The organism is Rhizobium sp. NZLR10 (assembly GCF_019685125.1).
GTDB lineage: Bacteria > Pseudomonadota > Alphaproteobacteria > Rhizobiales > Rhizobiaceae > Rhizobium.
Map to the genome: position 1 here is coordinate 118,323 of NZ_JABDWE010000006.1, position 22,524 is coordinate 140,846.

Below are 22,524 nucleotides of genomic sequence, written 5' to 3' on the forward strand. Positions count from 1 at the left end.
GCGCGGTCTGCAGATTGCCACGGGCAAACCGCGGATAGCAGATTGATGATGCGCGATGCTGAGAGGGATGATTGTCTTTTCCGAGCGGCCCAACCGGTACTCAAACGCTCCGCCAGGCTCAAAATCGAAAGCCTAGCAGCGGTGCCTGCGGAAGCGCACTTCCCGACGAATGTTGCGATCCATGGCCGTCAGGAACCGAAGGGAAATGTTGGAAGACATAACGTCCTCCTTTCAGTCGGGGCTAGGGTATGGTGACCCTAAAACAGCAGCGCCCTGAACATGGCTTACTGAAGTTCGGACCGTGCGCCTCTTGAGGCGGCAAAGCAAATGAAAAGAATGCGTGCCGACTAGGGGATTTTGCATCGCTAGCCAGACTGATACCGGATATTGGTCCGCCGGCTGGAAGTTTCTCAAAGACACGATCAGAGGGCGTGCTATGCCTAAGGAGCGATCAACAGTTGTTTCGTTTTGCATAGCGGATTGTCCGCTTCGGCTGACGGCCGCGCCGACGTAGATACCGCGCGTGAGATGGACCAATTTGCCGGCCTGCGCCTGGCGGTGGCCACGCGTTTTATCTATGTTTTCGCCGACGAGATAAACATGATGTAACTTTCGCGTATTTCAGATACGCAATAGTTTCAATTTCGAAATCTCTTAAACGGGTCGATGATTTGAAAGGAATAGGGCAGCCGAGCGCCCATTTCCCACGCTATTCTCGTATCTCGATGACCTTGACCGACACGTCCATTTCCACGAAATCTTCCGGCGTTCCAGCATATCCGCCGGTCACAGGCATGATCTGGCCATTGTTGCGAGCAAACGCCACGGGAATGAGACAGGCTGCTCCCACCCGTCGGTGGGTGGGATCAAACGCGATCCAGCCTGCTCCGGGAAGATAGACTTCCGCCCAGGCATGCGTTGATCCGCCGTCATCGACCGAGGCCTGAGGGTCGTAGAGATAGCCGGAGACAGCACGGGCACCGAAGCCCAGGCAGCGCACCGCCTCGATGAAGAGCGCCGCAATGTCCCTGCATGAGCCGCTTGCGAGTTCCAGTGTTTGTTCGGGCGACTGCGTGCCTTCTTCATCTCGGATACGGTAGGTGACATTTGTGAGAATGCCGGCGTTCAAATCCTTGAGGAGTGACAGCGTGTCGGTCGGGCGGCTGCGCACGAACGCTCCTGCCCAATCCGACACCGCGCCACGGGAAGATGTCGCAACAGCAAATGCGCCAAGGTCGGTCTTGTCTTCGCTTGAATAGGTGAAGGGATAGGTGTGGGCCGAAATGTCGATATTGAAAACAGGCCACGGATCGGCGGTCTGCTCGACAACGGCATCACTGGAGATCGTCAACTCCGAGGTTTGTTCAGAAAACGTCACCGTGGCTATTGTGTTGCCGAAGACGTCCTGCGCCCAGTCGATCGATCCCCGGGCAGAGCAGTCGATCCCGAAAGACAAGGTCCGCAGCTGTTGGGCGGTTCGGGGCGACAGCATCAATCGGTGTGCAAGCAGCCAGACGGGTCGCGCGTAACGGTAGCTCGTTCGATGCTTGATCTGAAGTTTCATTGTGGTCTCCCGAACGCAAGATCGTTCCGTTCAGCGAAGGCATGCGCTATCGAAACGGCACCCGCAACCGGGTTCTCGCGTTGCGGGCGCGATCGTGGCCATGGCGCTCCCCACGCGCGGCCGATCCTATCCAATTACACGTCGCCCCTCTCGAAGATCCTCTGCTGTGACCCAAATCCGGCCATCGACGGCGATCATGCCTTTGTCGAATTTTGAGCTGGCAATCGCTCCGATCGTGGCGAGGTCGGGTAGCGGAACTGAGCCGTAAACTATGGGGGCAGGCGGAGCATCTTTGAGTGCCGCCTTGGTCACGACGACGGCCTGCTTGGAGGAGCCGTTGCCCATAACCATGATGGCATTGTCGCCGGCCATATTTCGAAACGATTGGGAAGAATGTCCAGCGGCATGCGTGCTCCTTTCCGGAGTCGCAGCCCTTCTAACATGCTGCGCGGTCCAATGATATGCAGCACATTCTTAGGTGGGTGAACATTCTTTTCCCGCGATAGACCCGGAGTGCTGCATATTGTACGGCGCAGCAACCATACCGATTCTGGTGCGTTGCAGACTGCTGACCCTTCGTCTTGTCGGCCGCACGGAGATATTAGCCTTGCGACCGTTCTCCGACACAATTGCACGGTTAATTAACCTGACCGCTGGCTCGGTGCGCAGCCAACAGGCTCTCGTCTAAACACAGTATCGGCGCGGGCGATGGGCATCGTGCCAAGAGCTGGCGGCGGGAATTTTGCGAAACCCCTCACTTCCTCCAGGCTCGATCCGACTGCACTAGCGAGATATATCCGCCGCCCGATCCGCTTGCTGTGGTCCCACTGGTTCTTCGAATCCGAGAAAATGCAGGAAGTTTCGAAGACGTATCGATCACCCGTCCAGCGGATTGACGCGGAGCACTTTCTCGCGATCGATCGTGCCGGGCCATTTTTCTCAGGCCTCGCAGACTAATCCAATTTGCCTCCTGCTTGCCAAAAAACCACAATTGCCTCACTTAGATCACACATCCACCCTCGGCATGAAGAATTGGATCAACGCTGCATGCGCATAGCTTTCGTTTTTCTCGGTGCATTTCTTGCAATCGTACAGTCCGCCTCTGCTGAAGTCGCATCGCCGCCGGTTTTGGCGCCGCTGGAGCGACAGGCGCAAGCTGCTCAGTTGAGCGCACAATTTCTCTCGCGCTATAGCTACAAGCCGGTTCCGCTCGACGACGCCTTGTCGGCGAGGGTCATGGATCAGTTCATCAAGTCGCTTGATCCGGACCGCATGCTCTTCCAGCAGGCCGACATCGACAAGTTCATGGCTGACCGCAGCGAGATCGACGATGCGATCGAACGGAAGGATTTGAAGATCCCGTTTGCGATTTTCAACGCCTATGAACAGCGCGTTGTCGATCGGATGACCTATGCGCGCGGCCTGCTGAAGCAGGGTTTCGATTTCAGTACAAAGGAAGACTATTCGGTGCTGCGCGAAAAGGCGCCCTGGCCGCAGTCGCAAGCCGAGAGCGATGAGCTGTGGCGCAAGCGCGTCAAGAGCGATTGGCTGCGGCTGAAGCTCGGCGGCAAAACCGATGCGGCTATTCGCGACACGCTTGACAAGCGGTATGACAACACGCTCGAGCGCGTTTACAAATTCAAAAGCGACGACGTTTTCCAGTCGTTCATGGATGCCTATTCAAACTCGGTCGATCCGCACACGGATTATTTCGGCGCGGCCGCTTCCGCCGATTTCAATGTCTCGATGAAGCTGTCGCTGTTCGGGATCGGCGCGGTGCTGCAGGAGCGCGACGATTACACGACGATCCGTGAACTCGTGCCCGGCGGGCCGGCGCAGCTTTCCGGCAAGCTCGCCGTCGGAGACCGCATCACCGGCGTTGGCCAGGGCAAGGATGGGGCGATCAAGGAAGTTGTGGGAACGCGCCTTGATGAAGTCGTGCAGATGATCCGCGGCAAAAAAGGCTCCGTCGTGCGGCTGGACATTCTGCCGGCCGATGCCGGCGCCGATGCCACACATCGCGTCGTCAACCTGGTGCGAGATAAAATCAGTCTCGATAAGCAGGCTGCCCGGAAGACTGTGCTGTCGGTGAAAGTGGGCGATATCGAGCGAAAAATCGGGATCATTACCCTGCCGGTCTTCTATGAGGATTTCGAAGCCAAGGGCAAAGGCGACAAGGATTATAAAAGTGCAAGCCGCGATGTCGCCAAGCTTCTCGGCGAGCTGAAAGAAGAGAATGTCGACAGCGTTCTGATGGACCTGCGCAACAATGGCGGTGGTTCATTGGATGAGGCGATTGATCTGACCGGCCTCTTCATCGGCAATGGCCCGGTCGTTCAGCAGCGTGCCGGCAACGGCAAGATCGAGGTCAAGGATTCGGATTTCCCAGAGCCTGTCTGGGCAGGCCCGATGGGTGTGCTGATCAATCGCGGCTCGGCCTCGGCTTCGGAGATTTTTGCCGCGGCAATCCAGGATTACGGTCGAGGCGTGATTGTCGGCGAACCGAGCTTCGGCAAGGGCACGGTGCAGACCGTCGTCGATCTCGACCAGGTGGTTCACAATAGCAAACCCGAATTCGGCGAGCTGAAAGTGACGATCGCCCAGTTTTTCCGGGTCAATGGCGGCACGACGCAGCTGCGTGGCGTGACGCCGGATATCAGCCTGCCGGGACTGTCCGATCCGACAAGCTTCGGCGAGACCAGTTATGACAATGCCCTGCCATGGGCTGAGATCAAGCCTGCGAAATACTCGCGCGACGAGGCGCTTGCGAAACTGCTGCCGACATTGCAAAGCCGCCATGATGCGCGGGTGAAGGGCGATCCGGATTTCCAGCGCCTGTTGAAGGACATTGCCGACCTGAAGGCGCAGCGCGAGAAGGGGATTGTTTCCCTGAATGAAGCCGAACGTCGCAAGGAAGCGACGGCGCGCGCCGAACGGTTCAAGGCTCGTGCGCAGGAAAGCGGTGGCGACGATCCCGGTGACGATGATGGCCTGGAGTCAGGCGAGCGCAGCCTGAGCGCCGATATCGCCATCGAAAATGCCCGCAAGAACGCAAAAGACGTGCTGCTCAACGAGACCGCCGACATTCTTGCCGACGCGGTGGATCTGCAGCAAGGCGGGGTAAGGGCAGTCACAAAACAATAGGGAAATCGTCAGACCGACGACAGCGCCGCGCCGTTGCGCACGTGACGGATTGCGTAGCGATGATATCTTTACAATACTTGTAAGATGACGTCGTTACGCTCTGTCGTGCCCAGACTGGAGTTTCCCATGCCTTCCTCACCCACGAACAAAAGTCCGGAAGTGCTGCTCGAGCGGACCACATTCACGGTCAGCCCCGAAATTTATGCCGAATACCTCGACGCGCCAGCGCAGCCCAATGACTGCCTGAAACGGACCATGTCGACCAAAGCGCCGTGGGATGAGCCTACATCGCCAAACTGAAATCCGCCGCCAGCACCGCGACGTCCCCTCTGACGTTCGAAATCGCAAATGCAAAATCTGGTCAAAGAAACATGACCGCATCCTCCGTGTCGACACCTTCGAGACCATTGCCGGTACTCCGCCTAATCCTGCTCTGCGGCTGGTGCTCCTTGATGGCAGGGATTTTTCTATGGTCAGTCCACCCGATCGCGTACTACAGTTGGGACCTCCCCGCTGTCCTTATGTGTCTGTTGTGGTTTTCGGGTCCGCTTGTGGCTTTTGCCATTTCGGCCGGTGCACTTATTCTGGATCAACCGGCTTCTCGCTTAATGAAGCGAGCCGTCGCTGTGCACTTCGGGATGAGTCTGGTTGTTGCTCTAATGGTATCGGTGACGGATCAGTTTGGTTTCGCCATCTGGTTGTTTATATTGCTGGCTGGGCTGGTCGATCTGCCGATCCTTGCGCTGGCGCCAGGCCGGATCGATAGCCCGAGGACGGTCAAACTGCTACACATGGTGGTCGTGTCGTCAGTTGCTGGACCGATTGCCGGCCTATTTCTTTGGTCTGCCCTCAACATCAAGATTGTGGAGTGGCGTGCACTCGCGGTCGCCGGTTCACATCCCTATTGCGTGCAGGTGGCCGAGGCTTATCCCCGGCGGTACAAGGCAGTCACACAACGGGCTGAATTGGCGGGTTTGAGGATGCAGACACCGTTTACAAACGGCGGTGGTTCCACCGACTACCAGGTCGCGTTTCACGCAGTGCTCGTGGTCAAGAAGGGTGGCGGGGACCAGTTTTACAACTGGTCCTACTTCGCCCAGAGCTTCGTCCCCGTTTCCGACCGTGCGATAAACGGACTCGCTCTTCTTCGCGCTGATTGTGAGCCAATCGTTGCTTTTTTCGACGAGCTTAATCGTTAGCGGTTGCCATGGAATTGTAGAAAACGCCCGGAACAGGTCGAACCCTGGCCACCTGCGAGAACAACAGCCGCCAAGGTGCTTCTGTTGAAGACATCGCTCGGTATCTCTACAAAGTTTGCGACCAAGCAAATAGGGCTTTCGTATACAGGTGTCTGAGCGTTGCAATAAAGCTGCAAGAGCAGTCGCCGCATCACGGCCAAACATTTAAGCTGAGGACCGCGGTCTTCACCGGATGCCTACACCAAAGCGCCGTGGGATGAGCCTACAGCGCCGCCTCCTTGAGCGCGCGCGAGTAGGGATGCTGCGGGTTATCCAGCACGGGGCGGGCCTGGCCCCGTTCGACGATCTCATCCATGATGCTGATGGTCGGGTTGCGAGATCTCAATTCGACAATCGGCCGCCGCGACCGGTGGGAGCGCGCGCTGCCGCCTTTTGGCGAAGCGTGTTTTTTCCCTTTTTCCGGGCGGAATTTCCGGGCATAATGGGGTATGACAGACCTTTTGGAACAAGCCGTCGAGCGCGTCCGCGCCCTTTCTCCAGATATGCAGGATGAGTTGGCGCGCGTCCTGTTGCACCTTGCCGACGAGCAAGAGCCTGTGCCTTTGGCATCCGGGGAGCGGGCGGCGATTGCGGACTCGAAAGCCGCCGCTGCGCGGGGCGAATTTGCAAGCGATGAAGAAGTTCGCGCCGTATGGGCCAGCTACGGCCTGTGAGACTTCGCTACACGAAACCGGCCCTTGCCGACCTGAAAGACATTGCCGGATATCTCGACCCGCGTTCGCCGCAGGGCGCACGCCGTGTTCGGCAGCGCATCAAATTGCTGATCGAAAAACTTCCCGAGCAACCGTTCGTCGGCAAGCGCACCGAAGACTTGACCATTCGCCGCTTGACGGCGGTTCCTTACCCCTACCTGATCTTTTACGAAGTCACCGAGGCCGAAATTATCATCCATGCCGTGCGCCATGGTGCCCGCGCTCCGGCATCCATGCCCGGACAGTGAACGCGAGGCTTGCGGCCTGATTTTCATTACGCGCAGCGCTCACATCGCCGGGCTGAAATCCGCCGCCAGCACCGCCTCCTTGAGCGCGCGCGAATAGGGATGCTGCGGATTGTCCAGCACGGGGCGGGCCTGGCCCCGCTCGACGATTTCGCCTTTGCGCATGATGATGATGTTGTCGCTGATGTAATAGGCGGTGGCCAGATCATGGGTGATGTAGATGATCGACAGCCCGAGTTCGCTTTTCAGCCGGCCGAAGAGGTTGACGATCGCCATGCGCAGCGAGGCGTCGACCATCGAGACCGGCTCGTCGGCGACCAGCAGGCGGGGCTGCGGGATCAGCGCGCGGGCAATGGCGACGCGCTGAAGCTGGCCGCCGGATAGTTCGTGGGGGAACCGGCCTTTCACCTCTTCGAGCGTCAGGCCGACATGCGTAAGCGCCGCATCGGCCATCCGCTCCGCTTCTTTCCGGTCTATCCGTTTTCCCGGGCCTGACAGATTGCGGGCCGTCTCGAACAGATAGCGGTCGACCCGCTTCAGCGGGTTGAAGGCTTCGAACGGGTTCTGCAGAACCGGCTGGACCTCCTTCATGAAGGCCTTGCGTTCGGATCGGCTATGGATGGTGACAGTTTTGCCGGAGAATTCCAGCTGCCCTTCCGTCGGTGTGGTTTGCCCCAGGATCATCGCCGCGATCGTCGATTTGCCCGAGCCGGATTCGCCGACGATCGACAGGATCTCCGGCTCCTCGCCCAGTTCGAAGCTGACATCCTTGACTGCGGTGACCAGGCGCCGGCCGAGCATGCCGCCCTGCCGATAGATTTTCGTGACATGCGAGAGGCTGAGCAGAGCGGTCAAAGCTGATCTCCCGTAACTGCAAAACAGGCGACGCGCCGCCCCGGCTCGACGGTGACCAAGGGCGGCACCTTCTGCGAGCAGATATCCATGCGTTTCGGACAGCGCGGGTGAAACCGGCAGCCTTCCGGCGGCATGGCAAGGTTTGGCGGACGGCCCTCCAGCGAGGGTCGCGTCGTCGCATCGCCGATGCGCGGCAGGCTGCCGACCAGATGCTGCGTATAGGGGTGCAGCGGCTTGCTGAAGAGTTTGGCGGTCGGCGCTTCCTCGACCAGACGCCCGGCATAGACGATGCCGATGCGGTCGGAGACCGTCGCGTGAACCCCCATATCATGGGTGACGAACAGGAAGGACGAACCCATCTCGCGCTGGATTTCGCGGATCATCGACAGCACGTCGCGCTGGACGATCACGTCGAGCGCCGTCGTCGGTTCGTCGGCGATGATGAATTCCGGCGTCAGGATGGTGGCGAGCGCAATGGTCATGCGCTGGCGCATGCCGCCGGAGAGCTCGTGCGGATAGGCGTCGAGCAGATGCGGATCGAGCTTCAGCCGCTGCAGATGGGCAGCGACCTTCTCGAAGAAAACCTGTTTGCCGACCGGCATGTGGCGAAAGGCGAAATCGGTGAAGGAATGGCGGATCCGGCGCACCGGATTGAGCACATTCATCGACCCCTGCATGATATAGGACAGATGCTTCCAGCGCAGCGCCATGCGCTCCTCCGGCTTCATCGCATAAATATCCTGGGTGCCGCCGGCGAAATGGAATTTCACGCTCCCCGACACGACCCGCAGCGGCGGCCGGATGGCGCCGGCAATGGTTTTGATCAGGGTGGTCTTGCCGCTGCTCGATTCACCGGCAACGCCATAGACCTCGCCGCGGCCGATCGTCAGGCTGATATCGTCGACGGCGCGCACCTCGCGATCGACGCCATAAAGGAAGGCACGGTAATAGGCTTTCAGATTCTCGATTTCGACCAAAGGGTCCATGCTAACTTCCCATCCGGTTCAGCCGGCTGCGCGGATCATTGTATTCGTTCATCGACATCGACAGCAGGAAGAGCGCCAGGAAGAGAACGACGATCGCGGCGACGGGTGCCGCCACCCACCACCATACGCCTGATATCAGCGCCGAATGCGCATTGGCCCAGTAGATCATCATGCCCATGGTCGGCGTCTCGATATCGGTGAAGCCGAGCACCGACAGGGTGATCTCCATGCCGATCGACCAGATCATGTTGTTCATCGTGGTGGCAAAGACGATCGGCAGAACGTAGGGCAGGTGCTCCTCGGCGAGGATCTTGCGCATGCTCATGCCGGAATAGACGCTCTGGGTGGTGAACGGCCTTGTCTTGAGGCCGATCGCCACCGAGCGGATGAGGCGCGCATCGTAGGACCAGCCGAGCGAGGCCATGATGACGATCAGCGCGGTCCAGGTCATGCTGTCCTTCAGCACGAAATAGAAAAGGATCAGCAGCGGAAATTGCGGGATGACCATGACGCTGTCGTTGATCGCCATCAGCACCCGGTCGACCGCACCGCCGGCATAACCGGCGACGAGGCCGACGACCAGCGAGATGATGCGTGAAATAAAAGCGACGCCGATGCCGAAATACAAGGTGTTGCGAAGGGCGGTCGTCAACTGCCAGAAAACGTCCTGGCCGCGCGATGTCGTGCCGAGCCAGTAATCGCCATCGGGCGGCATGTCGGGTGGCAGGAGATAGATGTCCGTCGGGGCGTAGGGCGAGAAATAGGACAGGATGATCAATCCGACGATGACGGCAAAGAGCAGCAGGCCGCAGAGGAATTCCATATTCTGGCGGGCGAGGTCACGGATAATGGTAAACATGCTCTATTCCACCTTGATACGCGGGTCGATCAGCGGGCTCAGAATGTCGATGATGAACACCGCGGCGGCGACGCCGACGATCGACAAGGCGCTGAGGCCGAGCACCAGGCTGTAGTCGCCGGCATGCACCGCCGAAATCAAAAGGTTGCCGATGCCGGGATAGCCGAAGACGATTTCGGTGATGACGGTGCCGTTGAAGATCGCACCGAGCGACATGGCAAGCCCGGTGAACTGCGGCACCATGGCATTGCGGGCGATGTAGGAGCGGAGAATTTTCCGCTTCGGAACGCCGCCGAGCTCGGCGAAGACAACGTAGTCATCGGTGATGATGTTGGATACCAGCGCGCGCATGCCGATCAGCCAACTGCCGGTTCCGACAAGGATCAACGACATGGCCGGCAGGATCGAATGTTCGAGGATATCGAGGACCAGGGAAAACGACAGGTTGAGATTGGCGTTCATCTCATAGCCGCCATTGATCGGCAGCACCGGCCAGAGATAGCCGAACAGGATGAGCAGCACGAAGGCGAGAATATAATAGGGAATGGGAAGCAGGGCGATGCAGACGAGGCTGACGGCCTTCAGCACCGTATTCTTCCGGTAATAGCCGGCGAGCGCGCCGATCGCATTGCCGAGCACGAAGGTGATCAGGGTGGAGACCGTCATCAGCCCGATCGTCCAGGGCAGGGACCGCAGAATGATGGTGGAAACGGGTGTGGGAAAAGCCGACAGCGAGGGGCCGAGATCACCGGTCGCAAGCCGCAGCCAGAAATGCAGATATTGCTGCCAGATCGAGCCCTCCATGCCGTAAAGCTCGCGCAGTGACTGGCGCATCAGTTCGATCGCATTCGGATCGGACTGCCCCATCTGGGTAATGGCGCCGATGCTTTCTTCGACCGGATCGATCGGGGTCAGGTGGGTGACGAAGAATGTGATGCTGACGCCCAGAAAGACGACGAGCAGAAACTGACCGAACCGCTTCAGTACAAAGATCAGATAGGACGTCATAGAGCAGTGGTTCCTCTCTGGTTTCCTTTCATCGATGGGACAGCATCGACGGGAAAGGATCGGCGGGCAGAGCCCGCCGATAAGGGGCCGGCGCGATGGCTGCGCGCCGGCGTTGGGAGGATTATTTCGGTTGAGCCGGCTTCAGTTTGACCATCATCAGCCTGGAGTTGGCCCAGTTCGGCACCGGGTCGGTATAGGGGTCTTTGATGGTCGGATAACCGGTCCAATAGGTCGTGTCCATCGAGGTGAAGACGTTATAGGACATCAGCGGGATCGTCGGCATTTCGCGGGCGGCCAGCTTCAGATAATCCTTGCCGAGCTCGATGCCCTTGGGATCGTCGGCGCTGATGCCGCGAATGGTCTCGATGATCTTGTCGAGCTCCGGATTGCTCCAGCGCTGCCAGTTGCGCGGCGGCTGAACGTCACCCTTCTTGGCCACGAACTGCGAGTGCCAGCTGTCGAGGAAGAACGACAGGTCGGGATCGCCGCCCCAGGTCTCGACGCTCCAGGCAATCGCCACCTGGAAATCGCCGGGCTGGAGTGCCACCTGCCATAGGCTGGTCGTCGGCACGGCTTTGGCGTCGATGCCGAAGGCGGCCCATTGCTGCGCGATCAGCGTGCCTGCTCGGGTGAAGACGGAGCGCGAATCGCCCTCCACGGTCATCCGGATCCTGAACGGCTTGCCGTCCGGGGTCATCCATTTGCCGCCGGCCTTCTTGAAGCCTGCCTTCTCCAGCAGTTCGCCGGCAGCCTTCGGATCCGGCTTCCACCAGCCATAGCCGAAGGCCGTGCTGATTGCCTCAGGGTCGGTCGGGATCTGGTCCTTGAACTTCGGCTGCTTGCGCAGCAGATCGGCGATCTGCTGGCCGACGCTGGGGTCATAGGGCTTGATCTTCTGCTTGCCGGTGTCGACCTCGAAATCCTTCAGCCAATCCTGCATCGGCGCCTGATAGTCTTTCATGGCGATTGCCGTCGGCGGTACGCCGAGCGCCGAGAGCGTCGCAGCGCCGCGATAGCTCGCCATGTCGACGGCCTTGATGTCGATCAGCAGGGCCAGCGCCCAGCGCACATCAGGATTGTTGAAGGTCGGGTCCTGGGTGTTGAAAATCACCGCCGGAAGGGTCGGATCCGGATGGGCGAAGGGGAAGCCCGGGAACCAGGTCTCGATCGACTTGGATTTTTCCTTGAGGGTGAACATGCCCTCAGGGGTGTTGTCGTGGATGATATCGAGATTGTGCTCGAGCTGAGCGATGGTGCGTTTATCCGGCGGGCCGGGATCGGTGTAGGTCACATATTTCGGGGCAGGCTCGCCGAAGCGCGCAAGCGATGTTTTCTGCCAGTCCTCACGCTTTTCCCAGGTGTACCATTTGCCCTGGGGATCGTAAGCCTTGAGCTTGTAGGCGCCGAGCGAGACGGGGTTGGCGAAATCGTAGCGGATCGGATCGGCGACTTTCTCGAACACATGCTTGGGCATGATCCAGGCGCCGTTCCAGCGCACGGTGAACAGGGCATGGAAGCGCGAATTGGGCTTCTTCAGCTTGAACACCACCGTCTGGGGATCAGTCGCCTCGACGCTTGCCACCTGAACCGAGAAGGCAGCACTCCAGACCATGCCGGGATGATCCATCTGCGTCTTGACGGTATAGACCACGTCGTCGGCCGTGAACTCGACGCCGTCGCTCCAGAAGAGCCCCTTGCGCAGTTTCACGGTCATCTCGGTGAAGTCGGCATTATATTGCGGCTTGTCGGCGGCCAGGGAACTGTCCCAGGTCGAGCCGCCAAGCCCTTGTTCGGGGTCGATATACCAGAGCGTATCCATGGTCAGCTGCTGCAGGCCGGTGGAAACACCGCCGCCGCCATTGACCCAGATATTGAACCAGCCCGGATTCTTGATCGTCCCTTCCGGATTTTCGACGATGAGCGTCTCCTTGCGGGGCAAGGAGGTATAGTCATCGGCCTTGGCCGCCGCTGTCAGGCCGAGTGCGGCCAGCGCGACGCCAAATGCGAGCCTCTTCCACTGTTGCATGAACTCCTCCCTAGAAAGCGACGATACGGCGGCCGCAAAGGCACGCATGGGCACGTCGCGGTTGTCGGTTCGCGAAAGCATCAGGACTTGAAACACTCAAGGTCCAAGGCTCTAGCCAACCATCCCTCCAACCCGCCTGCCTCCTCGCAGTCGAGCCGAATTTCTTTAGCCGGGGGCCAATGGGCCTTACCCGGCGGCGGCTGTCAGACCGACAGCCGAATGACGTTGTAGGACAGCGGCTTCAGCGCCGCCCGCAACCTGCCGTCCTCGATCTTCGCAGTCTGGACATTGACCGGCGCGACCGTATCCTGCCGCGCAGCCGTGTTGACGGCTAGCAGATCGCTATGGGTCATCTCCACCTGCTCGATGACGCTGGCGGTCCCAAAACCTTCCAGGCGCACGTCGAAATCCAGTGCCGTCTGCGGATGACGGTTGACGGCAAAGAAGGTCAGCGTCTTGCCATCCTCGGAATGGACGGCGGAGACGTCGAGATAGGGGACGTCGTTCTCCTCGTCGCTGTCATAGGTCGGGCCATCGACGACCAGCTGCAGTGCCGATCCACGGCCATATCTTGAGGCGTAGTAGAAGGGGTAGTAGATCGTCTGGCGCCAGGCGGCCCCGCCGTCATCGGTCATGATCGGGGCAATAACGTTGACGAGCTGGGCGATGCAGGCGATGCGCACCCGGTCGGAACGGCGGATGAAGGTATTCAGGATGCCGCCGACCTGCAGCACGTCTTCGAAATTATAGACGTCTTCAAGCAGATGCGGCGCATCCGGCCATTCGTCGCGCGCCAGGATCTCCTTGTCCTGCTGGTTGGAATGATACCAGACGTTCCATTCGTCGAAGGAAATGCCGATCGTCTTCTTCGAGCGCTTCTTCGCCTTGATGTAGTCGATCACGCCGCCGATCGTGGTGATGTAGCGGTCGAGCTTGGTCGCCCGGGCGAGATAGTTGAGGGTATTCTTCTCGCGGTTGGCAAAATACATATGCAGCGAGATATGGTCGGCGCTGTCGTAGCACTGCTCGAGGACTTGAGCCTCCCAATCCGGATAGGTCTTCATATCGGAATTGGACGAGCCGCAGACCACCAGTTCGAGCGACTTGTCGAAGCCGCGCATGGCTTTCGCCGTCTCATCGGCCAACCGGCCATATTCATAGGCCGACTTGTGGCCGACCTGCCAGGGGCCATCCATCTCATTGCCGAGGCACCACAATTTGACATCGTGCGGATTGGCCCAGCCGTGCTTGCGGCGCAGATCGGAATAATAGGTGCCGCCCGGATGATTGCAATATTCGAGGAAATTGCGGGCGGCATCGAGGCCGCGCGAGCCGAGATTGACGGCGAGCATCGGCTTGGTGTTGGCCTTCTTGCACCAGTCGACGAATTCGTTGACGCCGATCTGATTGGCTTCACGGGTGCGCCAGGCAAGGTCGAGGCGAACCGGGCGCTCCGACCGCGGGCCGACGCCATCTTCCCAATTATAGGCCGAAACGAAGTTGCCGCCGGGGTAACGGCAGTAGGGCGTGTCGAGATCACGCACCAGATCGAGCACGTCGCGGCGGAAGCCGTCCTCGTCGGCTGTCGGATGTCCGGGCTCGTAGATGCCGCCGTATATCGCTCTGCCGAGATGCTCGAGAAATGAACTGTAGAGCCTGGCGTCAATGGTCGCGATGCGGAAATCGCGGTGGGCAACGACATTGGTTTTCAACGGATCCTCCCGTTTATGTATCAGAATTTTTGTTTTCTTGCCTCCAACTTGATATCAGGAATGTCGTTCTGTCAACCGACCGGTGTTTTTAATCATACTAATATAATTTCCTGAAAAACAATTCAATTACAATGCATTGTCTATATTTTATGGTCTGCTAATTTGAAAAAGAAATGAAATTTGAAATCACGATTTATGATATCGATTTTCAGACATGAAGCCGCATGATGATATCGCGGCCGTGATTTCCAAAGCTGCGGCCGAAAATATTGACGCCGCCGGTATGGCCGGCATTCTCAGCGATGCCGACGCGCAGGCGGATGGACGAGTGCTGGCCGAGCGCCAGGTCGCCGAGCGTGACATTCGATGCGGCGACACCGTCGATGAAGGTTCCCCGCGTCGAGATGCGCCAGGTCTTCATCATCCCATATTGCGAACCTTCGAGCTTCCACCAGGCCGGCGTGAAGGCGCCGCGCTTGTCGCCGTAGTCGCCGGGCGAGGTCCAGGTGCCGATCGCCATGCCGTTGACCCAGAGGGTGATATCGGAAGGCCAGTCCGCATTGGTGCCGGGCACTTCCGACGACAGCTCCATCGAAAATTCGATGGCGCGGATATCCTTGTTCAACACCTTGGCATTGTTGGGGAATTTATACTCGACATAGCCCCGGCCGAACCAGACGAGCCCGGCCTGCATGCGCTGCGGATCCAGGAAATAGTCGGGAACATCGAGAGGGCCGATGACGCTCTCGGTGGAGCAAAGGCCGCATGGCGCATGCACGTCGCAGCTGGTGTAGAGCCCGACAGGCATCTCGACTTCGATGATATTGTTGGCCCGTTGCGCGGCACTTTCCTCAAAGCTGATCAGGATTTCGCTATAGACCGCCGAGCAGATCTTCTGGTTTCCCTTGCGGGCCTTGGCCAGCCGCGACTCGACGAGCCCGGCTTCTTCCAAAATCTGGATACCGGTGGCGACGGTGGATTGCGGGAGAGAAAGCGCCTGGGCAATATCATTGATATTCGTCGGCCCTTTGGCGCAGAGCAGCTTCAGCATCTCAACCCGCGCCGGCGCCGAAAGAGCCCGTATCGCCGTATTATTCTCACCGGCGGCAATCGTCAAAAACGAACGTTCCATCATTCCCCCACTATTTCCGATGAAATGATGTATATCGGAAATTGTGATACATCAAGGGGAGCAGTGCCGAATGGTGTTGGTATCCGAGAACAGTCACGCGTCAAAGTCCGGCTGTGACGATCAAGAGCGCCAGACGTCACTGCGACGTGGGTCGAAGTCGCCTTTCTCAGGGGATGCAGGCTGTCGCTGGAGGAATGAGATTCGTTTTAACCGCAGCGCATGCTTTTCCAGCAGATGCCATGAAAGCCAGCCGAGCAACCACGCTGTCGGCAGGGAAAGCGCTAAGACCGCCCACCACGTGCTGTACCCGCCGAGGGCATGGTTCATCGTCTGCTCCACTGGCCAGCCATAGAGATAGGTCCCGTAGGAGGCGTCGCCCAAGCGTTCGAGAGTCGGCAGGCGTATCACCGGCGAGGTTGCGATGTAGATAAGCGGATAGGCGAACAACATGCGGCCGTAAAGATAGCCGGGCCAGAAGACGAGGCAGAGCATACCGAGCGCTACGAAGATCAATGCCAGGACTATATTGGGCTGCCGCTTTTCCATCACGAACCTCAGAAGCGAACCGCAGAAGAAGTAGGGAGCGATAAAAGTAAAATCCGTCAGGAACCGTATCTTTGGCCACGGATGATCGAAGAAAAGCTGCCAGGTCACGCCTACGGCGAGGGCAAGTGCCATCAGCGGGGCTCGCAGAAGCCCGATTACCATTAATCCGGCGACGATGAGGTAGCAGAAGATTTCCTGCCCGATCGTCCAAAGAGAGCCGTTGACCGAGGTGGCAAGCCAAGAGATGGCGGGGTCATAAAACTGCACATGCGGCAGGGTCATGCCAAAGTTCGGGTCGAGCAACGAATGCAGTGTCGTCTTCATATGAAGCGACTTGAGCAAGTAACCACTGACGCCCAACGGGCTGTACAAGGCGCCCAAGACATAGACGCTGAGCAGCGTACAGACGATAAATGCCGGGTATATTCTCAGCGCCCGCCTCCAGAGAAAACCACCCGCGCTGCCGAACTGCGCGCTCTGCGTGACGAGGAAGCCGCTGCTGATGAAAAACACATAGACGCCGAAGAGGCCAAGGATATTGCCCTCTCCGAGCAAACGCTCAAAGGGCTCGTTCGCCGAGGTCTTTTCCGAGATAAGGAAGGCATGCGAGAAGATTACCGTGGAGGCTGCCACGAGCCTGATCATATTGAAGTTCGGGTAAAATGCCTTCTTGATTTCGCGCTCGTGCATGGAGCCTCCCGCACTTTTGCAGTTTAACTATTCATTAAGATAAGTTTTGAATGTTGTCACGCGCCGTAGTGAAACGGGGTTGAGCCGAGATAATCTCCGATCCGCCAAAATGCGCCTCTCACAAACCCTTGTTGTTCTACGAATGATCTCTCCTGGCCTGACACGGCATATACAACGGGCACTGCATTATACTTGGCGGTTGGGTTCTGATGAGAATGCTTGGCTCGAGCTTTTCACAACGAGAGCAAAGCTTCGCTTATCAGCGGGAGCGGTTAGAAGAGATACCGGCAGCGCAGGATCCGGGCATGTGGGATACGAAACGAGTTGAAGAAATCAGATAATGCGATCTGGCGGCCGGATTGAACTAGCAAAGAGGCGGCCTGAGATTGTGGTAATCTTCAGCCTGTTCGGCGATTGCGTCAGTGCCCGCTCGCCTTCGGCTGCAAGTCGGCATCCGTCAGTGTCCCCAAGAAGGCAACGATATCGTCGATCTCCGGATCGGTGAGGGCAGGTGCATCGCCCGGCTTCCTGCCGAAAGGCCGGTCCTGGTTGAGATTGGCCCAGTAGGCTTGCGGCAGGTCGTCATACTTACGGATCGTGCCGTCTGAATTTTTCGGATACCAGCGGCCGGGATCGCTGTCGCGGCTCGCGTAGAAGGAGACGACGTCGCGCAGCGTGTGGAAATAGCCGTTGTGGAAGAAGCTCTTTTTCAGCGCGACATTGCGCAGCGTCGGCGTCCGGAACAGGCCGCAATATTCGCCGTGGCCGGCAAGGTCGGTCCGCTGCGGGCCGCAAAGGCCGAGATCGTGATAGTTGGGGTCGCTATTGGCCGGGATCGCCATGTTGCGGGGGGCGGCGAGGCCGAGGAAGCCGAAATCGGAAAATTGCGGCGGCTCGCCGTCATTGGCGGGTTCGCTCAGATGGCAGCTCGAACAGTTGCCCTTTTGCGGATCCTCGAACAGCTTGCGGCCGTGCAATTCCTGTGTCGTCAGCGTCGCCTTGCCGGCGAGAAAGGCGTCGTAGCGGCTGGAATAGGGATAAAAATCCGGGCCGCTCTGCTCGAAGGTGGCGAGCGCCTCGGCAGCGGCGCTGAAGGTGTCCTCGGGATTGTCGAAGACCGTCTTGCCGAACGCCGCCTTGATGTCGCCGGCATAGGCTGTCTTGCGCAGCTTGGCCGCGACCTCAGCCGCATCCTTGTTGCTCATCTCGAAGGGCGAGAGCAGCGGGATCTTCGCCTGCTCGGCGCCGTGATCGACCCGGCCATCCCAGGTCAGGCCGCCGGTCGGGCCGTTGTCGACGCTCTCGTCACCCTCGTCCTCGGAATCGTAATAGTGTTCGGTGAAGGACGGCACCGCCTGCAGATAACGCAACGTCGGAACGGCGCGCAGCCCCGGCTGGTTCATATGTTGCCCGCCCATCTCCACCGGCGTGGCCGATGCCGGGCCGAAGGCGTGACGGGGATCATGGCACGACGCGCAGGCCTGCAGCCCCGAGGCCGACAGCGAGGCGTCGAAGAACATTTTGCGGCCGAGCGCGCCGAGCGTTTCGGCCCGGGCGAAGGCCTCGGCGCGCGACATCGGGCCGGGATGCACGTCGAAAGCCACCGCCGCGCTGCTTTGCCGCAGGGGCAGAATGGCCAGACAGAGCGCTGTCGCAACGATACCGATCGCCAGACCGGAGCGCACGAGCCAGAACGTCTTTGTTGTCATGATAGGGATTCCAATAACTTAACGCGGAGTTCCTCCATGATCGAACCTCGCTGCAACAAATTGATGACGGGTCTTCTCCGGCAGCCCGACGTCACAAAGTTGATAGATGGCGGGAATAGCGTCAGCGTGCCCCCGAGCGTTTTCCGCTCCCTCTAGCCAACGCCCCCAGCCATGAGGTTACCCCCGTGAAAAGACCAAATTTCCTCAACTCAATCTGTCTCGCCGGATCGGCCCTGATGCCGTTTGCCATGGCGACGGCAGCCCATGCGGCGCCGGCCGGTTACGACAAGATCGACACTATCGTCGTCATCTATGCCGAAAACCGCAGCTTCGATAATCTCTATGGCAGCTTTCCCGGTGCCGACGGCCTCGCCAACGTCAATGCCGATCAGGCGCGCCAACTCGACCGCAACGGCCAGCCGCTTTCCGAACTGCCGCCCGCCTGGGGCGGCCTGACTGCCAAGGGCGTGACGCCGGCCGTGACAGAAGCGCAGTCGGCCCATCTTGCCAATGCCAGCTTCGCGATCGACGATCCCAAGGGCTTTGCGCAGACGTCGTCGGTCATCACCCGCGACCTCTGGCACCGCTTCTACCAGGAGCAGATGCAGATCGACGGCGGCAAGAACGACAAGTTCGTCGCCTGGGCCGATTCCGGCAGCCTGGTCATGGGCCATTATGACGGGTCCATCCTGCCGATGTGGCAGGTCGCGAAGAAATACGTCATTGCCGACAATTTCTTCCAGGGCGCCTTCGGCGGTTCGTTCCTCAATCATTTCGCGCTGGTCTGCGCCTGCGCGCCCTATTATCCGGATGCCGACAAGAGCCCGGCCAAGCCTGTGATCGCCAAGGTCGATGCCGACGGCACTTCGCTTGTGGTGGCCGACAACGCCCCGAAGTCGGCGCTGGACGGCGCCCCGAAATTCGTCTCCGACGGTGCGCTGACGCCCGATTTCTACGCCGTCAACACCATGCAGCCACCCTACCAGCCGAGCGCCAACCCGCCGGCCAAGGATGGCGACCAAGCCTATGCCGATCCGACGGCGGCAACGACGCTACCGCCGCAGCATGCGGTGACCATCGGCGACCTGATGTCGCTGAAAGGCATCAGCTGGGCGTGGTACGGCGGCGCCTGGCAGGCAGCCCTCGACGGCAAGAATGCCACGCCGGTGCCGAACTTCCAGTTCCACCACCAGCCCTTCAACTATTTCTCCAATTTCGCGCCCGGCACGCCGGCACGCGCCGAACATCTGAAAGACGGCGGCCTTGGCGGCGAGGCCTTCCTTGGAGATATCGACGACGGCAAACTGCCGGCGGTTTCCTTCTACAAGCCGCAGGGCAACCTCAACGAACATGGCGGTTATGCCGATGTCTCGAGCGGCGACCAGCATCTTGCCGATATCGTCTCTCACCTCGAGAAAAGCCCGCAATGGGGCCATATGCTCGTCGTCGTCACCTATGACGAGAATGGCGGCTTCTGGGATCACGTCGCGCCGCCGAAAGCCGACCGCTGGGGACCCGGCAACCGCATTCCGGCCTTCATCATCTCGCCCTTCGCCAAGGGCGGCACGGTGGATCACAGCCAGTACGACACGACGTCGATCCTCCGGCTGATCACGGCGCGCTACGATTTGCCGGTGCTGCCCGGCATCGTCACCCGCGACCAGGCGCTCGGTGATAACGGCCGGCCGCCGATGGGTGATCTCACAGCCGCGCTCGACCTGACGCATTGATCTGTCGCGAGCGGCCCCGGCTTCCACCGGGACCGCTCCCTCTGCATGTTTGCTGTTACCGGCGCAGCAGCGGCCGCAAGGCGGCCTGCGTTTCCTTCAGCAGCGGTAGGTACCGCTCCTTCATCTCCGCGGCCGGGACGAGCGCGGCCGGCGCGCCGATATTGATCGCCGCAACCGTTGCGCCGCTGTCGTTGTCGATCGGCACGGCAATCGAGCAGAGGCCGATCTCCAGTTCCTGGTCGATGATGGCGTAACCCTCTGTCCGCACTCGGCGGAACTCGGCGATCAGCTCGTCCGGATCGGTCCTGGTATTCACCGTGTTCTGCTTTAACTCGCTGCGGGCTAGGATGGCACGCGCCTCGTTTTCGCTAAGGGCGGCCAGCAGCACGCGGCCCATCGAGGCACAGTAGGCGGGCAGGCGGCTGCCGGGAGTGAGATTGATTGACATGACACGGCGCTGCGCGGCGCGGGCGATATAGACGATGTCGGTGCCGTCGAGCACCGAGGCCGAGGCGCTCTGGCCGGCCCTTTCCGAAAGATGATCGAGATGCGGCTGTAAGAGCGCCGGCAGCGGCGTCGCCGCGAGATAGGCATGGCCAAGCCGCAGGATCTTCGGCGTCAGGGTGAAGAACTTGCCGTCATAATCTGCATAACCGAGCTCGGCCAGCGTCAGCAGCGAACGGCGCACGGTGGCGCGGTCGAGCTCCGTCAGCTTGGCGGCCTCGGCGATCGACAGCCGCTGGCGCGTTTCGCCGAAGGCCTCGATGACTTTCAGGCCGCGGGCAAAGCCGCTGACAAAATCCGTTTCGCGCATCGGGCGAGTTCTCCAATCGATCCATCCATTCTGTGCGATATACGAACAAAAGTCAAATAACGCACAAATTTCTTGCCGTCCGTCGCCTCGGGCTTTATGGCTGACGCTGGAGAACCTGATCTAGCCAAGGAGAAATCCCGCATGGACAAGACAGTCAGGAGCACGGCGGAGGCCGTCTCCGAGATCGGTGATGGCGCGACCGTCATGATTGGTGGTTTTGGTGGTTCGGGCGCGCCGATCGAGCTCATTCATGCCCTGATCGACAAGGGCGCCAAGGGCCTCACCGTGATCAACAACAATGCCGGCAACGGGCGCATCGGTATCGCTGCGATGATCGACGCAGGCATGGTCAGAAAGATGATCTGCTCTTTTCCGCGTTCGTCGGACCCACGCGCCTTCACCGACAGATATCTGGCCGGTCAAATCGAGCTCGAGCTGGTGCCGCAGGGAACGCTGGCCGAACGTATCCGCGCCGGCGGGGCCGGCATTCCGGCTTTTTATACGCCGACGGGCTATGGCACCGAACTTGCCGAGGGCAAGGTCATCGCCGAATTCGATGGCCGCCATTACGTGCAGGAGCGCTGGCTGAAGGCCGACTTCGCCATCGTCAAGGCTGAGATCGGCGATATCCAGGGCAATCTCACCTACAACAAGGCCGGCCGCAACTTCAATCCGCTGATGTGCATGGCGGCGGCGAAGACCATCGTCCAGGTCTCGTCGATCGTGCCGGCCGGCGGCATCGATCCCGAGCATGTGGTCACACCCGGCATCTTCGTCGACCGCGTCGTCGCTGTTATCAGTCCCCAGCAGGAAGAAGAACTCATTCGAGCTGGAGTGGCCTACGTATGACCGTCAACACCCGCCCCATCAACACTCGGGAAGACATCAAGCTTTCCAATGCGCAGATCGCCTGGCGCGCCGCCCAGGACATCGCCGACGGCGCCTATGTGAACCTCGGCATCGGCTTTCCCGAAATGGTCGCCCGCTATCAGCCGCCCGGCCGCCAGGCAATCTTTCATACGGAAAACGGCATCCTGAATTTCGGCGAGCCGCCGGCCGAAGGTGAGGAGGATTGGGACCTGATCAACGCCGGCAAGAAGGCAGTGACGCTGAAGCCGGGGGCGGCCTTCTTCCATCATGCCGACAGCTTTGCCATGGTGCGCGGCGGCCATCTCGATGTCGCCATCCTCGGCGCCTACCAGGTCGCCCAGAGCGGCGATCTCGCCAACTGGCGGGTGGGCAGCAAAGGCGTGCCGGCCGTCGGCGGCGCCATGGACCTCGTGCACGGCGCCAAGCAAGTCTGCGTCATCACCGAGCACGTCACCAAAACAGGCGAGCCGAAACTGGTGGAGAAATGCACCTTCCCGCTGACCGGTGTGGCCTGCATCACCCGCGTCTATACCAGCCATGCCGTCATCGACATCGTCGACGGACACTTCGTCCTGCGTGAGAAGCTGCCTGCGATATCGCCGGAGGAATTGCAGGCGATGACCGGCGCGCCGCTCCATCTCGACGGGCCGGTTGCCGATCTCGTCGTCCCGGAACTCTGAGGA

The 22,524-nt window shown here is 59.8% G+C and carries 18 protein-coding genes and 2 pseudogenes; 8 read left to right on the forward strand and 12 right to left on the reverse strand.

Annotated elements, in window-relative coordinates; translation table 11 throughout:
• Window positions 1–709: 709 nt before the first annotated feature.
• Window positions 710–1,564, reverse strand: coding sequence for a transglutaminase family protein (locus tag HJB82_RS11375; RefSeq protein ID WP_221115646.1), 855 nt, complete (start codon window positions 1,562–1,564; stop codon window positions 710–712).
• Between the two features lie 1,047 nt (window positions 1,565–2,611).
• Between HJB82_RS11375 and HJB82_RS11380 the strand changes: the two genes are divergently transcribed.
• The 3 genes and pseudogenes from HJB82_RS11380 (at window position 2,612) to HJB82_RS11390 (ending at window position 5,907) form a co-directional block, all read left to right on the forward strand.
• Complete coding sequence (locus tag HJB82_RS11380) at window positions 2,612–4,708, forward strand: carboxy terminal-processing peptidase (protein WP_221131853.1); 2,097 nt, start codon at window positions 2,612–2,614, stop codon at window positions 4,706–4,708.
• A gap of 153 nt (window positions 4,709–4,861) precedes the next feature.
• Window positions 4,862–5,008, forward strand: a pseudogene (locus HJB82_RS11385) (DUF1778 domain-containing protein); the annotation flags it as partial.
• A gap of 251 nt (window positions 5,009–5,259) precedes the next feature.
• A complete protein-coding gene (locus HJB82_RS11390) occupies window positions 5,260–5,907 on the forward strand; it encodes a hypothetical protein (RefSeq protein WP_221131854.1) in 648 nt (215 codons plus the stop codon).
• A 262-nt stretch (window positions 5,908–6,169) separates the two neighbouring features.
• Here the strand turns inward: HJB82_RS11390 and HJB82_RS11395 are convergent.
• A pseudogene (locus HJB82_RS11395) lies at window positions 6,170–6,262 on the reverse strand (ABC transporter ATP-binding protein); the annotation flags it as partial.
• A gap of 133 nt (window positions 6,263–6,395) precedes the next feature.
• Between HJB82_RS11395 and HJB82_RS11400 the strand changes: the two are divergent.
• Together HJB82_RS11400 and HJB82_RS11405 are read left to right on the forward strand one after the other, a co-directional pair.
• Complete coding sequence (locus HJB82_RS11400) at window positions 6,396–6,620, forward strand: hypothetical protein (protein WP_221131855.1); 225 nt, start codon at window positions 6,396–6,398, stop codon at window positions 6,618–6,620.
• Window positions 6,617–6,907, forward strand: coding sequence for a type II toxin-antitoxin system RelE/ParE family toxin (locus tag HJB82_RS11405; RefSeq protein WP_221131856.1), 291 nt, complete (start codon window positions 6,617–6,619; stop codon window positions 6,905–6,907). Before HJB82_RS11400 ends, HJB82_RS11405 begins: the two co-directional genes overlap by 4 nt.
• Before the next feature lie 39 nt (window positions 6,908–6,946).
• Here HJB82_RS11405 and HJB82_RS11410 read toward each other — a convergent pair whose 3' ends face one another.
• The 9 genes from HJB82_RS11410 to HJB82_RS11450 all read right to left on the reverse strand — a co-directional run bounded on the left by HJB82_RS11410 (window position 6,947) and on the right by HJB82_RS11450 (window position 18,427).
• Window positions 6,947–7,759 carry an ABC transporter ATP-binding protein gene (locus tag HJB82_RS11410; protein ID WP_221131857.1) on the reverse strand — a complete coding sequence of 271 codons (813 nt, stop codon included), beginning with the start codon at window positions 7,757–7,759 and terminating at the stop codon, window positions 6,947–6,949.
• A complete protein-coding gene (locus tag HJB82_RS11415; RefSeq protein ID WP_221131858.1) occupies window positions 7,756–8,745 on the reverse strand; it encodes an ABC transporter ATP-binding protein in 990 nt (329 codons plus the stop codon). The genes HJB82_RS11410 and HJB82_RS11415 overlap by 4 nt, the downstream gene beginning before the upstream one ends.
• A gap of 1 nt (window position 8,746) precedes the next feature.
• A complete protein-coding gene (locus HJB82_RS11420; RefSeq protein ID WP_207585542.1) occupies window positions 8,747–9,604 on the reverse strand; it encodes an ABC transporter permease in 858 nt (285 codons plus the stop codon).
• Between the two features lie 3 nt (window positions 9,605–9,607).
• Entirely contained in the window at window positions 9,608–10,612 is a 1,005-nt protein-coding gene (locus HJB82_RS11425) for an ABC transporter permease (protein ID WP_207585543.1), read from the reverse strand.
• Between the two features lie 121 nt (window positions 10,613–10,733).
• Window positions 10,734–12,638 carry an ABC transporter substrate-binding protein gene (locus tag HJB82_RS11430; RefSeq protein ID WP_221139968.1) on the reverse strand — a complete coding sequence of 635 codons (1,905 nt, stop codon included), beginning with the start codon at window positions 12,636–12,638 and terminating at the stop codon, window positions 10,734–10,736.
• Window positions 12,639–12,841: 203 nt separating this feature from the next.
• The gene (locus tag HJB82_RS11435) at window positions 12,842–14,350 is read right to left on the reverse strand and encodes an alpha-N-arabinofuranosidase (protein ID WP_221131861.1); all 1,509 of its coding nucleotides are present in this window, start codon (window positions 14,348–14,350) and stop codon (window positions 12,842–12,844) included.
• Window positions 14,351–14,558: 208 nt separating this feature from the next.
• Entirely contained in the window at window positions 14,559–15,485 is a 927-nt protein-coding gene (locus HJB82_RS11440; RefSeq protein WP_259669603.1) for a transcriptional regulator, read from the reverse strand.
• Window positions 15,486–15,602: 117 nt separating this feature from the next.
• Window positions 15,603–16,718 (reverse strand): acyltransferase, encoded by a 1,116-nt coding sequence (locus HJB82_RS11445; RefSeq protein ID WP_221139969.1) that lies wholly within the window; start codon window positions 16,716–16,718, stop codon window positions 15,603–15,605.
• Window positions 16,719–17,137: 419 nt separating this feature from the next.
• Entirely contained in the window at window positions 17,138–18,427 is a 1,290-nt protein-coding gene (locus HJB82_RS11450; protein ID WP_221139970.1) for a cytochrome-c peroxidase, read from the reverse strand.
• 236 nt (window positions 18,428–18,663) lie between these two features.
• Here HJB82_RS11450 and HJB82_RS11455 point away from each other — a divergent pair, with 236 nt between their 5' ends.
• Window positions 18,664–20,157: an acid phosphatase gene (locus tag HJB82_RS11455; RefSeq protein ID WP_259673943.1), complete on the forward strand. Its 1,494-nt coding sequence runs from the start codon at window positions 18,664–18,666 to the stop codon at window positions 20,155–20,157.
• 55 nt (window positions 20,158–20,212) lie between these two features.
• Here the strand turns inward: HJB82_RS11455 and HJB82_RS11460 are convergent, their stop codons facing one another.
• Complete coding sequence (locus tag HJB82_RS11460) at window positions 20,213–20,971, reverse strand: IclR family transcriptional regulator C-terminal domain-containing protein (RefSeq protein ID WP_207585549.1); 759 nt, start codon at window positions 20,969–20,971, stop codon at window positions 20,213–20,215.
• 141 nt (window positions 20,972–21,112) lie between these two features.
• Here HJB82_RS11460 and HJB82_RS11465 point away from each other — a divergent pair, with 141 nt between their 5' ends.
• On the forward strand, window positions 21,113–21,820 hold the full coding sequence (locus tag HJB82_RS11465) for a 3-oxoacid CoA-transferase subunit A (protein WP_221115651.1): 708 nt from the start codon (window positions 21,113–21,115) through the stop codon (window positions 21,818–21,820).
• Window positions 21,817–22,521, forward strand: coding sequence for a CoA transferase subunit B (locus HJB82_RS11470; RefSeq protein ID WP_221139972.1), 705 nt, complete (start codon window positions 21,817–21,819; stop codon window positions 22,519–22,521). The genes HJB82_RS11465 and HJB82_RS11470 overlap by 4 nt, the downstream gene beginning before the upstream one ends.
• Window positions 22,522–22,524: the final 3 nt, after the last annotated feature.